Annotated in this window: 8 protein-coding genes; 5 read left to right on the forward strand and 3 right to left on the reverse strand. The window is 61.7% G+C overall.

What is annotated here, in order from left to right; genetic code table 11:
• The first annotated feature begins 41 nt into the window (after positions 1–41).
• Positions 42–4,139 (forward strand): AAA family ATPase, encoded by a 4,098-nt coding sequence (locus tag P12x_RS08010; protein WP_435010346.1) that lies wholly within the window; start codon positions 42–44, stop codon positions 4,137–4,139.
• Positions 4,140–4,145: 6 nt separating this feature from the next.
• Here P12x_RS08010 and P12x_RS08015 read toward each other — a convergent pair whose 3' ends face one another.
• Complete coding sequence (locus tag P12x_RS08015; RefSeq protein WP_435010347.1) at positions 4,146–5,960, reverse strand: multiheme c-type cytochrome; 1,815 nt, start codon at positions 5,958–5,960, stop codon at positions 4,146–4,148.
• Between the two features lie 412 nt (positions 5,961–6,372).
• Between P12x_RS08015 and P12x_RS08020 the strand changes: the two genes are divergently transcribed.
• The 4 genes from P12x_RS08020 to P12x_RS08035 all read left to right on the forward strand — a co-directional run bounded on the left by P12x_RS08020 (position 6,373) and on the right by P12x_RS08035 (position 11,196).
• Positions 6,373–7,026 (forward strand): hypothetical protein, encoded by a 654-nt coding sequence (locus P12x_RS08020; RefSeq protein ID WP_435010348.1) that lies wholly within the window; start codon positions 6,373–6,375, stop codon positions 7,024–7,026.
• A gap of 449 nt (positions 7,027–7,475) precedes the next feature.
• Entirely contained in the window at positions 7,476–8,633 is a 1,158-nt protein-coding gene (locus tag P12x_RS08025; RefSeq protein WP_435010349.1) for a DUF1559 domain-containing protein, read from the forward strand.
• Positions 8,634–8,890: 257 nt separating this feature from the next.
• Positions 8,891–9,901 carry a tetratricopeptide repeat protein gene (locus tag P12x_RS08030; RefSeq protein WP_435010350.1) on the forward strand — a complete coding sequence of 337 codons (1,011 nt, stop codon included), beginning with the start codon at positions 8,891–8,893 and terminating at the stop codon, positions 9,899–9,901.
• Complete coding sequence (locus P12x_RS08035) at positions 9,898–11,196, forward strand: tetratricopeptide repeat protein (protein WP_435010351.1); 1,299 nt, start codon at positions 9,898–9,900, stop codon at positions 11,194–11,196. The genes P12x_RS08030 and P12x_RS08035 overlap by 4 nt, the downstream gene beginning before the upstream one ends.
• 12 nt (positions 11,197–11,208) lie before the next feature.
• Here the strand turns inward: P12x_RS08035 and P12x_RS08040 are convergent, their stop codons facing one another.
• Together P12x_RS08040 and P12x_RS08045 are read right to left on the reverse strand one after the other, a co-directional pair.
• Positions 11,209–12,681 carry an ATP-binding protein gene (locus P12x_RS08040; protein WP_435010352.1) on the reverse strand — a complete coding sequence of 491 codons (1,473 nt, stop codon included), beginning with the start codon at positions 12,679–12,681 and terminating at the stop codon, positions 11,209–11,211.
• A gap of 67 nt (positions 12,682–12,748) precedes the next feature.
• Positions 12,749–14,272, reverse strand: coding sequence for an ATPase domain-containing protein (locus P12x_RS08045; RefSeq protein ID WP_435010353.1), 1,524 nt, complete (start codon positions 14,270–14,272; stop codon positions 12,749–12,751).
• Positions 14,273–14,608: the final 336 nt, after the last annotated feature.

Below are 14,608 nucleotides of genomic sequence, written 5' to 3' on the forward strand. Positions count from 1 at the left end.
TCCTCTCGAAGAATCGGGAGAAGGGAATTTCCAGGAACGTAATGTCCGCTTCCATCGAATTGTTATCTAGCTACGTGCCCGCGATGATCCGACACCGCCTTGCCGGACCGGGTCTCGACGGGCCAGGCGGTCGTCTCGATCGATCTCCCGCGGCCGTCTTGCTGGTCGACATCTCGGGATTCACCCGGCTGACCGAACGGCTGGCCGTACATGGGGCCACGGGGCTCGAAGAATTAACCAGTATCCTAAATGCGTACTTCCACGGCCTGATCGAGCGGATCACCGAACAAGGCGGAGACGTGGTGAAGATGGCCGGGGATGCCCTCGTGGCCCTCTGGAGGGAGTCGGAACCGGGCGAGTCCCTGTCCTCATTGACCCTGAAGGCCGGGCGCTGCGCCCGGCTACTTCAGGCGAGCATGGGCGAATACGAGTGCGGGGGAGGTATCCGACTGGTCTCCAAGATGGGCATCGGTGCCGGCGAGATTGTCGGGATGTATGTGGGCGGCGCACTCGAGCGGAGAGAGATGATCCTCGCCGGCGATCCGCTGGCTCAAATCGGACTGGCCGAGAGATTGGCCCGGCCGGGGGATGTCGTGCTCTCGCCCGAAGCCTGGGAGTTGGTACAGGGGGTCGCCTTCGGCAAACCGCTCGAACAGGGTTGCATGCGTCTGACCGGTCTCGAGGCGCCTCCGCCTCGGCCTCTGGTACCCCCAATGCTCGGTCCGGAGTCTCGGAGTTCCCTCCAATCCTTCATACCAGGAGCGATCCGAACCCGGCTCGAAGCGGGGCAGACCGACTGGATCGCCGAGCTTCGTCGACTCACAGTCCTGTTCGTCAATCTCCCCCCGATCTCGATAGAGAGCCCCGATGTCATCGAGAAGACCCAGGAGATCGTCTCCGTCATTCAGGGGGCGCTCTATCGGTATGAAGGGAGCTTAAACAAGCTGAGCGTCGACGAGAAGGGGACGATCCTCCTGGCCGCGCTGGGATTGCCTCCACTAGCCCATTCCGACGATGCCCGGCGCGGCCTCATGGCCGCCAAGGCCATCCGCGAGGCTTTGTTGAAACTCGGACTACGTTCCGCGATCGGGGTATCGACCGGACGGGTCTACTGCGGGGAGGTCGGTAACCCTCGGCGACGCGAATATACCGTGATCGGGCGGTCGGTCAACCTGGCGGCCCGGCTCATGCAGGCCGCCAAGGAAGGAAGTGAGATCCTCTGCGACGAGGCCACCTTCCACGCCGCTCGTCGATGCTTCGAGTTTCAGACCTTGCCGCCGAGGGCTTTCAAGAATATCGAAGGGCTCGTGCCGCTCTATCGACCTGAGGCCGTGATTCCCGCTTGCGAAGGGGGCAGGCCTACCATCGGCCGGGTCGAGGAGCGTGGCCTTCTGGCCGATCGGCTCGACGCCCTGGCCGGGGGCCGAGGGGGCCTGGTCATCGTCGAAGGTGAGCCGGGAATCGGCAAGTCGCAATTGATCAAAGACCTCGTGCTTCGGGCTGCCGAGCGGGACCTTCTGACCCTCAGCGGACGGAGCGACGCCGTCGAGCGAACCGCCCCATACCATGCCTGGCGCCCCGTGATCTCGGGGATTCTGGGACTCGACGAGGAGGCGAACGCTTCGACCCGGGCCGATCAACTCCTGGAGCGGCTTGCGAGTTTTCCCGAACTCTTGAGGCTGGCCCCACTCCTCAACGGAATCGTCCTCGTCAATCTGGCCGAGAACCAGCGGACGTCACAGATGGCGGGCCAGGTCCGTGCCGATAACATCAATGACCTGCTCCTGGGCCTGCTCCGACGCGCTGTCGACCGTGCTCCCACCGTCTTGATACTCGAAGATGCCCACTGGTTCGACTCGGCATCCTGGACCATCACGCTCGAGGCGGCCCGATTGCTTTCGAACGCCCTCATCGTCGTCACCAGTCGAGGTCCCGAAGAGGTGGGATTCCCCGGAGAGTATTCCCGGCTCCAGGAAGTCCCCGGAGCCGTGATGATCCGGCTCGATGCCCTTGGTTCCGAGGACGCCCTGGCGTTGGCTTGTCGACGACTTCGTGTCGAGAACCTGCCCCCTCCTGCCGCAGACCTGTTCCTCAGGAAAGCCCAGGGGAACCCGTTCTTCTGCGAGGAGTTGGCATTCGCCCTCCGCGATTCCGGGCTCCTCGTGATCGAGGGGGACCATTGCCGGGTCGCACCTGGGGTCGACCTCGACTCGGTCAGCATTCCCGATCAGGTCGAGGGGGTGGTCAACGGACGGATCGATCGGCTGGACCCTCCCGAGCAACTGGCCCTGAAGGTGGCCAGCGTGATCGGTCGCCTGTTCGCCGTGAGCTTGCTTCGTGAGGTCTATCCGATCGAGCCCGAACGAGAACGACTGCCGATCATCTTGGATTCACTGACCAGGCTAGCCTTGATCCTGAACGAAGAGCCCGAACCCGAGCTGGCTTACCTCTTCCGCCACGTCGTCACCCGCGACGTGGTCTACGACCTGATGCCCTTCGCCCAGAGGAGGCAGCTCCACCGGGCCGTCGCGGAGTGGTACGAACGGACTCCCAGCGGCGAGGCGGCAACCTCCTATCCCAGGCTGGCCTACCATTGGGCCAGGGCCGGCGACGACGCTCGGGCCATCGACACCCTGGAGAAAGCAGCCGATGAGGTCCTGCAAGGCGGCGCCTACCAGGAGGCCATCGGATTCTTGACCGAGGTCCTCGACCGTCATGAGGTTTCTCAAGCCGCTCCCGAACCGGCTCGAAGAGCCCGCTGGGAATTCCTCCTGGGCGAGGCGTATCTCGGCCTCGGGCAGTTGGTCCCGAGTCGAGTCCACGCCGAGCGGGCGCTGGTGTTGCTCGGAAAGCCCGTGCCAGGTCCGACGAAACTTCCGGGAGATCTCGCCGTTCACGTCGCCTTGATGATCAAGCGCAGGATATGGCCGGTCGCGGAGGGCCGGCTCTCGTCCGAGGTCGCTCAATCACGACGGCTCGCCTCGGCGACCTTCGGACTGATTGGCCAGCTCAGTTATTTCGATCAGGATCGGACCCTGGGGATTTATGCCGCGATCCGGTCACTCAACCTTGCCGAGGGGGCCGGGATTTCGAGGGAGCTGGCGCGAAGTCTCGCGGTGATGAGCATCGCGTGCGGTCTGGTTCCCGCCCATTTCCTGGCCAAGTTTTATGCTCGAAGAGCCTTCGAAACGGCCGAAAGGCTCGAATGCCTGGCCACCCGAGCCTGGGTCCGGCTCCTGACCGGGATGTATTATCTCGGGATCGCCCGATGGTCCGAGGGTCGAGAGAACCTGTCAGCGGCGGTCGATATCGCCGATGGGATCGGCGACTGGAGGCGCTGGGAGGAGGCCTCGGGCGAGTTGGCTCGGCTGGACTTCTACAACGGTCGATTCGAGGAAGGTGAGCGGAGGTTTGCCGAGTTCGGAGAGGAAGCAAGCCGCCGGAATCATGGTCAGGCCCTGGCCTGGAGTCGTCACGGCCGCGCGATGATCCTGATCCGACTGGGCCGGGTTCCGGAGGCACTGGCTCTCCTGGAGGCCTCCCTGACACTTCCCCCCGAAGTCCTCGGGATCGGCGACTTGATCCTGAGGTCGGGCCTGCTGGCGGAGGCTTACCAGGCCCTCGGGGACTGGTCGTCCGCCCGGTCGGCCGCTGAAAGCACATTGGGACTGATGCGGGGGAATCCGCCGATCGTTTCTTACACCCTGGAAGGCTATGCCGGGGCGGCCGAGGCGTATCTGGCCCTTCGAGAACGGGACGAGTTGGGGACCTCCCAACAGGATCGGAAGCTCTTGATGGCCCGGGCAGAGACCCTGATCGGCGGACTCCGACGACTGGCCCGCGTCTATCCCATCGCCAAGCCCCGGTTGTGGCTCCTGGAGGGCAAAATTCGATGGCTGGAGGGTCGCGTTGGTCCGGCTCGAAGAGCATGGAGAAGGTCTCTCCGGTCTGCCGAGCAACTGGCCATGCCGTTGGAACGGGCGCTCGCCCTCCAGGAGATCGGGCGCCATTTCGACCCCGCCGACCCAGCCCATCGCGAAACCCTCGAACTCGCGATCGTCGCATTCGACCAGCTCGGAGCCGTCGACGAGGCGACTCGCGCCCGACTCGCGTTGTCCGAGCCCAGGGTTAACGCCTGATGAGCGTTAGGGCGATCGAAGATCCGGGGGAGATGGTGAGTTGCGGATCCGGATGAAGTGATCGGTGAACACCGACCGAGGGACGGCATCGGACACCCGAGGCATGTGACAATCGAGACATTGGTCGTTTGGATTGACCGGGCAGACCGACGAGGCCGAGGGTTCACGATTCGCGGCATGGCACGCGAGGCACTTCGCCTCGTAATGGCTTGCGGATCGAACTGCGTCGACATGGGGGTCGTGGCAAGTTACGCAGCTCAGTTCTCCACGGCTCTCGGCGTAACAGCGACTACGCTCGATGTTGGGTGTCTGAAATCGGATGAACTTGGGGTCGTCGGGCGAGACAGAACCTGGCGCCATATGGCACTGGCCGCAGAGCTTCATCAGGGCCGAAGCCGAGGCGAGTCGGGGGCGAGCAATAGCCGGGTCGGAGAAGTGAAGTTCCACCGCCTTGAGGTGATTCGCCCCCGGCCCATGACAGCGTTCGCAGCCGATCCCGCGATCGGTCGCTTCGGGTCGCCCTTCGGGCTCGGTCAATGCCCGGAAGTTCGTCGAGTGACAATCCAGGCAGAGTAAAACCGACGAGGACGAGAGCGATCGTCCGAGATACCCCCCCTCGTCCGGCGGTTGGTCGGGATGCTCGATCGTGAGGGCCCAGTGCGGTTCCTCGGGATATCGGGAGATCCTGAGTTCCCGAACACGTCCTCCTGCCTCTCGAGCGAGGAAGGATTGCCCCTGATGGTTCGATCCCATCGCGTACTCGATCGTGGCCCGAAGTTCTCGGGAACCCACACGAGTCGTGGCCTCCACCTGATCTCCCAATCGGTGAAGAGATTGGCTGACCTCGCCGTTCGAAGGATCGTCGATTACCTTTCCCGACCAGGGGATCGCGAGCAGATCCTCTCCCTTGAGTAAGGTCGAGGCATGGCGGCTCGACTCCCTCGCCTCGGCTTTCTCTCGATGACAGCGGGCGCATGCCGCAGAACCGACGAAAGGAGAGGGCTCTCGCTTCATCGGATCGCGAAGCTCGGGATCTCCGGCCAGCCGCAAGACGGCCTCGGCTTCCTGGGTCCGGCCTTGCTGGAGGAAGATTCGACTCCTCAGCCAGTTCGCCTCAGAATCGGACGACCCGATCACTCGATCGGCCTGGGCCGCTCGGTCGGTCGCGAGAAGCGACCAGGCCAGGAGCTTGCGAGCATCGTCGGGTCTGATGCCCGACCGGCCCAAGGAAGGGTCTCGTTTCAGGGCCTCCCCGAGTGCGTTCGCCGAGCCGGATGGGTCATTCAGTCGGTCCTGTATTCGGCCGAGAGCCGAGAGGCCGACCACCTCCCAGCCGGGACGCTGGGCGAGATGCCTGGCCGCGTCCGAGGCCTCAAACCAGGATCCGCGGTCCACCCAGTATCGAACCAGGGCGTCCAGGGTTTCGGAGTGGTTCGGGTCCGAGTCTCGAGCTGCACCGAGGGCGACCAGGCCAGGGCCGGACTTCCCGCGTCGGAGCAGCCCTCGGCCGAGGAGGAATAGGTCCTCGGCCTCCATCGGGCCGATGCCCAGAGTGCGATACGCGGACTCCGCCAACTCATCCTTACCCAATCGGGCCGAGGATCTCGCGACGATCCGCAAGGCGTGCCGATCCCCCGGCCTGAACTTCAGGACTTCACGAGCCCTGAGATCCGCCTCCTTCCAGTCACCTCGCTCGTAGGCGATCGCTCCCGCCCGAAGTGGGTCGACGGGCTGAATACCTCGGTAGAGCAGAGCCCCCAGGACCAGCGCCCCGATACCTCCAAGGAACGGGATGGCCCGCCTCGGTCGACCGATCGACATGGACAACTCCCCACCCGCCTCCGCTACACAAGCTCGATTCTGGCCTCAATCATGAGCCAGGTCAACGATTTATGACGCCCTTATTTCTGCAGTCGAAGCCTATGATTCCGGAGGGGAGAGGAGTCCCTGAAATCGGCTTACTCTTTCGATAAGCGAAGATCACCATCGACCGCGGGACCGGGGTCGGAACTTTCCGGTTTCACCGAAAATTGATTTGCTAAAATTTCCCTGGTTGACATGATATGGTCGCCGAAACCTGGAAGATGGGTTGATCAACGAGATGTTGAACCCGCCTTCTCGTCGGCGATATCGCATCCGCGATCCGATATCGAGTCGATGACGGACGGGGAAGTTGCATTGTACGGCCAAGCGGGCCGTTCACGATCGAAATCAAACATTCCGAGGAAGCGGGATGGACGAAGAGATTCCGAAGTCTTCGGTCGAACCGATCGGTCGTGCCGAGACCGACCTGTCTCGACTTCGAGATCAACTCCAGGGGGCTCGACGCGAGATCGCGCAGATGAAGTGGATCCTGTTCTCGGTAATCCTTCTCGTCCTCTCGGGGATCGCGGGAATCGTGGCCATGCGATCCGGCGTCCTCGGTCCCAAGGACCTCTTCGGCCCGGAGCTGCCCAAAACGGTCGAATCGAAGGAGTTCGGCCTCTACAACCGCGATGGTAAGCGGGTCATGATCGCCGACATCGACAAATGGGGACTGCCCAACCTGGTTTTTATGGACCTGGACCTCAATTACAAGATGGGGCTGAAGGTCTACAACGAGGGAGGTGGATCGCCCGGAGTTGTTTTCTACGATCGGACTGGCACGCGGGCGAGTTTCCGAATGGGAGAAGAGGGAGAGGCCAGGATCGACCTTCTCGGCGCCAATCAAAAAGGCGGGCTCGCGATGGCGGTCTCGGTAGACGGCAAGCCAACGTTGAAGATGACCGATCCTGAAGGAAGGATCCTTTTCGAAGCTCCCCCGGTCACACCTGGCGAATCGACCGACGAAAGTCCGGCGATCGAGCGATCGGAAGCCGAGCGACCCGCCCCCAATTCTCCGCGATGAAGGCGAGAGATTGCTCTAAAAACATCAAGATGAGAAAAACCATGCGAGTCTCTCCGAAGTCCCGAAGGTTTGGGGGCTTCGCCCTCGCGGCGACCTTGGCCTTCGCCTCGGTCCCCGGATGCTTTCAGCAAGACAATAATTCCGAATTCATGCGGAACGCCCCCCCACCTCCGCCGGAAGAACACCCCAACGAAACAGTCGCCGAGCGGCGGTCACGCACCCACCGACCCTCCTCGGTCGAGAAGCGAGCCAGCGCGAAAGCGAAGGCCAAAGCCAAGGATAAGGCCCCTCAGGCAGACTGATGGCCCCGACTTTCACGCTGCACCACGATTCAATCGCAGCTAACAATTCGGTCCGGTCGTCCATGTTCGTCCGCGATCGAACCAAGCTCGAAAATCCCTCCCGATGGCCATCGAAATCGATCTGACACTAACTGGAGACGACCGATCGTGAAATCCGTCAGACGTTCCCGAGCCTTCACGCTGATCGAGTTGCTGGTGGTGATCGCCATCATCGCCGTGCTGATCTCCCTGCTCTTGCCGGCCGTCCAGGCCGCTCGCGAGGCAGCCCGTCGCGCCCAGTGCGTCAACAACATGAAGCAGATCGGCCTGGGCGTGCATAACTATGTGAGCAGCAATGACGTCATCCCGCCATCGGCCACCTTCGGGGTGCCAATCCCCGCAGACCCGAACATCTACCAGGATCAAGGGGTTCTCGCCAGAATCCTCCCCTACCTGGAACAGCAGACGATCTACAATGCGATGAACACCAACTTCGGAGTTCGCGGGAAATCGGCCTCGGGCTCCTGGAATAACCCGCCGATCGACGAGAATGTCTGGGCCGGCAACTTCGGCCGTGACAACGCCACGGCGAATATCGCCTACGTCAAAACGTTCCTCTGCCCCTCCGACGCCCACAACGGCGGGAACAATACTTACTTCATCAACGGCCAGCGTAAGCTGGTTTCCACCACGGACTATTACTGGAACGTGGGCACCAGCCGGTTCTTCAACGGAGGACGAGTCAACGGCCCATCGTATTCTCCGGGGGCTACCGACTCGAACCTCCTCGGCGGCGCACAGTGCGCCCCCGGTCCGATCAGTATGGCCTCATTCCAGGACGGCACCAGCAATACCGCCATCATGAGCGAGTCGATCCAAAGCTTCGAGGGGACCTATGACGGTGGGCTGGGGACGGTCTTCGATGGACCTTCCTGGAATCAGTTCCTCGGTCAGGGAACACCGACTTCCCCGCCCGATTGGCTGGCTGCCCAGTCCTGTCAGAACAGTCCGGGCTCGGCGGAATATTACTGGAAGGGGGAGTTTGCCCTCTCCGGCGGGCATAACATCTACTCGCACACCCAGACCCCCAACCGACGTTCGTGCTACTGGACCGGGGTCAACAGCTACCCCGGGACTTCGAGCAATCAGGACTTCGCAGGCGCCACCCAGACGATGGTCGCTGCCAGTTCCTACCATCCCGGCGGTGTTAACGTGTTGATGATGGACGGATCGGTCAGGTTCATCAAGAATACGGTGAATTTCAGGGCCTGGTATGCCATCGCGACCGTCGCTGGTGGCGAAGTGATTAGCGCCGACGCATTCTGAGCCATGGTGCCAGCTTCGTCGTCGTTTCGATGCCCGCCCCGCGAGCTGCGGGGCGGGCCTGCCGGTCACTCGATCGGTCGTTGGCAACGCCTTATTGGCATCGATCGACCATGAATACTCAAAGACAGGCCACCCAATCGACTTCGAATCTGGCAAAGCCGTCCAGCTGTCGAGGTGGTCGAGCACGATTACGAAGGCTCCGAACCTTCGGGTTCATCCTCATTACCGTCGTGGTACTCCCGGCTGTCGGCTGGATCATGACCTCATTTGATCTCTCGGGTGAAGCACGCCTGGCCTTCCAGAACCGGGAATACTCGACCGCGCTGAGACTGGCGAAGGACCATCTCCGTCGATGGCCAGGGGATCGTTCCGCTTTGCTGATGGCCGCGCGAGCGGCGACTCGTTCCGGCCAGCCCGAGAAGGCCGAGACCTACTACCAGAAGGCCGGAAGACTTAGTCTAGATGACCTCCATGATCGAGCCTTCGGACTGATCCGCCTCAAGCAAGTCGATCAAGCCGCCCAGATCTATCGCGAGATCTTGGCCGATCATCCTGATGACGCCTTGTCGATCAAGCGTCTCGCCGCGATCCTCATGGATCAATTGAAATACAAGGAAATTCCCGATCTTGCCGCCCGCTTGATCCGCGTCCCCGGCGAGGAAGTCGCCGGCCAGACCCTCGCCGGGATCAGTGCCCACGTCCGGAAGGATTTCGATCAGGCCGCGATCGCATTCGGGCGGGTCCTTGAACTCGATCCTGAGCTGAGATCGATGCCGCTCCCCTCGTCGATGTTCTGGAATCACCTGGCCATCGACTTGATGGCGCAAGGGCGAAACGCCGAGGCCAGGGCTCATCTGACCCGAGCCTTGGAGCATTCCTCCGACGCCGGACTTCAGGAACTCCTGGGCCAGACATACTACCACGAGGGCCAGGTCGACGAGGCCGAGCATTGCTGGCGAATGGCGCTGGACCGGGACCCGGACAGTATCGATACACTGCTCGATCTCGGGGGACTGGAGTTGAAGCGTTCCCGGGCGGCCGAAGCGATCACCCTTCTTAGCCGAGCGACCAGACTCTCTCCCGGCTCGGTCGAGGCGTTTCACAACCTCGGCATGGCCTGCAAGATGGCCGGCGATCCGACCGCAGCCGAACGTTACCTCCGAAGGGCTTCGGACCTTCGAAAAGGGGGGAATCCGGCCCCGGTGGATGATTTTCGACCCGGGCCAATCCCGTCGAGGACCATGGGCGAATCGAAATCAATCCGATGAATCCTCCTTCGACATCCCTCCGCGACAACCTGATAACGCTGATGGCCTCGCTCATCCTGCTGGTGGGATTAGCCCTGGCTCTCACGCGATCCAGCGAACCTCGACCCGGCCTGGACGGGCTGGACGCGCTCCTCGCGATGGACCGATTCGACGAGGTCGAGCGCCGCCTCAATGGCTATCTCGCCGAACATCCCGAGAGCGCCCAGGCTCGCGTCCTGATGGCCCAGGTCGCCCTGGCTCGCCCCGAGAACAATCCTCGATTGGCTCTCGAACAGCTCGGGAAGATCGCGACATCCGACGACTCGATCCGGGCGATCGTCAGGCTCAACGAGGGGAAGGCGTATTCGTCCCTGGGGCTGCTCGAACTCGCGGAGGCCGCCTGGATCGATGCCCTGAGGAAAGATCCGCTCGTTCCCGAGGCGGGCTGGGCATTGTTGGGGCTCTACTACGTCGAGGAACGGCGGGAGGAGGCTCGCCGGCTGGGACTCGCGCTGCACACCATCGAGCCAGATCCGAAAGATCGGGTTCAACTGCTCCTGGAACTCGTCCGCCAGGATGCCCGGCCGATCGTAGCTTCCGAGATCATTCGGACCCTGGAACCCGCCGTCCGCGAGCATCCCGACGAGATCAAGGCTTCGGAAGCCTTGGCCCGGGCCTACCTGAGGGACAATCGCCCCGACGAAGGTTTGTCGATCCTTCAACGGCTCGTCGAGCGGAGTCCCGACGATCCTGCCGCGTGGAAGTCCTGGCTCGATGGTCTCGAACAGGCGGCCCGCCCCGAGGAGCTGGCCCTAACCTTCGAGAGGCTACCGGCAAAACTAGTTGACGACCCCCGATTCGCCCTCTTCCAGGGGATCATCTCCCAGAATCGGGGAGACTGGTCGCAGGCCGCCCATCAATATCTCCGTGCCCGAGCCTCGGACCCGACAAGCACCCCGGTCCTCTACCGGCTCGTCCGCGCCTTCCGGATCGCTGGGCAGACCGAGGAGGCCGACCGACTCGACATCGAGCTGCAGGCGAGAAACGCCTCGTTTAGTGAAATCCTGCCTCTCTATAACCGGGCGAACCAGATCAAGGATCTTGGACTCTCGCCGAACATCGACCTCTACCGAAGCCTGGCCGATGTCCGAGAACGGATGGGCCACGAGGCCGAGGCGCTGGCCTGGCATCGCTTGATCCTCAAGCAGACGCCCGGCAATCTAGCCAGCCGGACGGCTCTCGATCGACTCACGGACGCGAGGATGCCAAACTTGCGCGAGATTCTCGAAGAGATGCCACCCTTCCGATCGCCCTGACTGCAAATGGCCTCAACCTGCGGAAGCAGGATGATTCAGGAGCGCCAGCAGGCTGTCATAATCCACCGGCTTGATCAGGTGATGATCGAAGCCCGACTCCTTCGAACGCTGACGATCCTGGTCCTGGCCGTAGCCCGAGACGGCGATGATGAGGGTCTTGTCGAAGCCCTCGCGACGGAGGAGAGAGGCAACCGCATATCCGTCCATCCCGGGCAGGCCGATGTCGAGCAAGAGCACATCGGGCTTGCACTCTCTAGCACGCTCGATGCCCTCCGGCCCGCTATGCGCGACCTGAACGTCGTGACCTAGTGTTTTGAGGAGTTTCGCCAGCCCGATCGTCGAGTCTACGTTGTCATCGACGACGAGTACCCGCATCTCGGACCTCATCGCGCCCGGATCTTGCTCGATCGGGGCTGAGAGAATGGGCAACTCGGCCAGGGGAAACCGGACGATGAACTGGCTCCCTCGTCCCTCCCCTTCGCTCTCGGCCGTGATCGAGCCTCCATGAAGCTCGACCAAGGCCCTTACCAGGGTCAGGCCAATTCCTAGACCTCCCTCGGATCGGGCTAACGATCGGTCTCCCTGGGCAAAGAGTTCGAAGATTTGAGTGAGCTGATCGGAACTGATGCCGACCCCATCATCCCGGACGCGGATGACTACTTCTTCCGCTTCAGCTCGAGCCGTAAGTTTAATATTGCCGCCAGCTTGGGTGTACTTGGCGGCGTTGGTCAGGAGATTGACCATGATCTGTTCAAATCGCGTTGGGTCGGCCTCGATCCAGAGGTTCCCAGGACGATACGACACCGTTAACTGATGATCCCGCTCCTCGATGAGCGGGCGAACCGAGTCGACGGCTTGGTTGAGTATGGGGCTTGCGTCCAGGATCTTGGTACGGAGTTCGATCCGACCGCGCGTGATTCGGGAGATATCCAGTAGGTCGTCGATCAGGCGTGCGAGGTGGCGAACCTGCCGCTCGATGACTTCGCCGGACCACTCCAGGTGCTCGGGCCCATCGGGTCCTCTGAGGAGTCGCACGGCGCTATTGACCGAGGCCAGGGGATTCCTCAGCTCGTGGGCGAGCATCGCGAGAAACTCATCCTTACGTCGGTCCGCCTCCTTGAGCCCTCGCAAATGCTCGCGGATCTGATATTGCCGACGCCTGGCCCTCAAGGCCATGTTCACCGCACTGATGAGGGTCGATACGCGAACCGGCTGTTCAAGGACGATCACATTGCCCAACGTTGCGAGCGCACGCGCCGCCTGGGGAGAGTCGGCCCCACCTCGCGTCAGCATGATCACCGGGAGGTCGGACCAGGTTGGTTGTTCGTTCAGGGTCTCGATGAGCCGGTGATAATTCTCGTCCCGGATCGCTTCCTCAGTCAGTAACAATCCTCCGCAACCGACCTCGATCACGCGTCGAAAGTCGTCCAGTTTGAAGTAGACCTCACAATCGATGCCGGCTTCGCCCAAGAGATTGCGGCTCATCTGTCCGTCAATCCGGGTCGGAGCGAACACGAGGATTTTTTCCGACAGGTGGAAAGATGGCTCATTCTCAGGCATGCCCGGACTCCATCGGTCGCAATGGTTCCAGGATGCTAGGCGAGCTGCTCATGATGCCGCGGAATGTTTCAAGAGGCTCTCCGACCACAAGCCCGTCGGCGGAGAGGCGCAATTCTCGGATGGTCTCCTCATGGATCCCTGTTCGCTTCTTAAGGACAGAGATGGCTTTGCGGATCCTTCCATGATTTTCATAATATCGAAGCAGGATGACCGTGTCGGCCAGGTAACTCGCATCCACGGGACTCTGGAGCGGCCCGAGGAGTCCATGCTGAGCGACGATCAGGAATGTGACGACACCGAGCTGACCCAGATAGACCAGGATCTCGTGGAGCTGAATGACGAGGAACCGCTCCTCCGGCATCGCGTTGAGATAACCGTTCAGGCTATCAATGACCACGATCCGGGCTCCTTCTCCTCCGACCGGTCGGACCATCCGGCTCACGACCACCGCGAATTCCATGGGGGAGAGCTCGGCCGGATCGACCTGCTGGACGGTCACTAGACCCGATTCGACGTGCTTTCTCATATTCATGCCCATCGACTCCGCCCGGTCGAGGAGCGTATGCAACGTCTCGTCGAAGATGAACATCGCGCATCTCTGACCTCGCTCGGCGGCGGCGAAGACGTAGCGGGTCGCCAGGGTGGACTTACCTACTCCGGCCGGTCCGGCAATCAGGGTACTCGACCCGTAATCGACGCCACCGCCGAGAAGTTTGTCGAGTTCGGGAAGATCGCTCAGCAGTCGACCTCGGTCGAAATCCTGGCGGTGTTCCGAGGCTGTGAGTCTCGGATAGACGTCCAGTCCACCGCGTTCGATCCGGAAATCGTGATATCCCCCCCGGAATTTCACTCCACGCATTTTGATCACCCGCATCCGGCGACGCTCGGCCCCAAATTCGGGCGAGCGTTGCTCCAGGTTGATCACCCCATGGACGATGCTCTGGAGATTCAACTCGTCCTCGCCCGATGTCCGATCGTCAAGGAACAGGACGGTACTCCGTCGGCCCAGGAAGAAACGCTTCAAGGCCATGATCTGGCGTCGATAGCGGAGAGGGTCCTGCGCCAGCAGCCTCATCTCGGAGAGCGAATCGAAGACGACGCGTTTCGGATTATTCTTCTCGACCATGGAGAGAATCGCCTTGGTCGTCTCGCTCAGTTCCACCTCCGAGGGGTGGAACATCGTGTAATGCGAGTCGCGTTCGAGACTTTCCAGGGATGGGTTCAACTCGAAGATGTCGATAGCATCGAGCGACCAGCCGTGGGAATCGGCGATGATTCTTAGCTCCCCCTCGGTCTCCGAGAGGGTTACATACATCCCGCGTTCTCCGAGCCTGGCCCCTTCGAGGAGGAACTGGAGAGCCAGAGTCGTCTTGCCCGCGCCAGGATCACCCTCGATCAGGTAGACATGATAGGCCGGCAGGCCACCGGCAAGTATTGCGTCGAGTTCGAGGTTACCAGTCGAGGCTAGCCCGACGCTCTCATCAATTCGCGCTCGATCTTGGGGGTCCGATGCCATGTGCCATAGTTCCTTCGAGCCGGCGCAATGATGACCTTCTGAACAGAGGTTCTAAATCGAACTCGGATGTTAGCCATAGCAGATCGCGTGCCCAAAATGGGCATATTGTAAGTCGGAAGTATTCTAGCGACGCTCGGCAGAGCGTGGCCAAACCGGACGACTTCGCTGAACCTGCCGTTCGATCTCGAGGACTCTGTCCCAGAGGACGCCGATTCTGGACACGAACGAAAGCTTCGCGTACTCCGCGAAACTCGAGGGCGTCATTATTCTAGGCAGCGATCAATCTCGCGCAGAGATGACCCCGCCTGAAAAGAATGGTCGGTTAAGGATCGCCGA

The sequence above is a fragment of the Tundrisphaera lichenicola genome (assembly GCF_051175385.1).
Taxonomy (GTDB): Bacteria; Planctomycetota; Planctomycetia; order Isosphaerales; family Isosphaeraceae; genus Tundrisphaera; species Tundrisphaera lichenicola.

Excerpts from the sequence above, each read along its gene's own strand:
- P12x_RS08010 (WP_435010346.1), top strand. The coding sequence starts at position 42 with ATGTCCGCTTCCATCGAATTGTTATCTAGCTACGTGCCCGCGATGATC.
- P12x_RS08015 (WP_435010347.1), bottom strand. The coding sequence starts at position 5,960 with ATGTCGATCGGTCGACCGAGGCGGGCCATCCCGTTCCTTGGAGGTATC.
- P12x_RS08020 (WP_435010348.1), top strand. The coding sequence starts at position 6,373 with ATGGACGAAGAGATTCCGAAGTCTTCGGTCGAACCGATCGGTCGTGCC.
- P12x_RS08030 (WP_435010350.1), top strand. The coding sequence starts at position 8,891 with ATGACCTCATTTGATCTCTCGGGTGAAGCACGCCTGGCCTTCCAGAAC.
- P12x_RS08035 (WP_435010351.1), top strand. The coding sequence starts at position 9,898 with ATGAATCCTCCTTCGACATCCCTCCGCGACAACCTGATAACGCTGATG.
- P12x_RS08040 (WP_435010352.1), bottom strand. The coding sequence starts at position 12,681 with ATGAGCCGCAATCTCTTGGGCGAAGCCGGCATCGATTGTGAGGTCTAC.
- P12x_RS08045 (WP_435010353.1), bottom strand. The coding sequence starts at position 14,272 with ATGGCATCGGACCCCCAAGATCGAGCGCGAATTGATGAGAGCGTCGGG.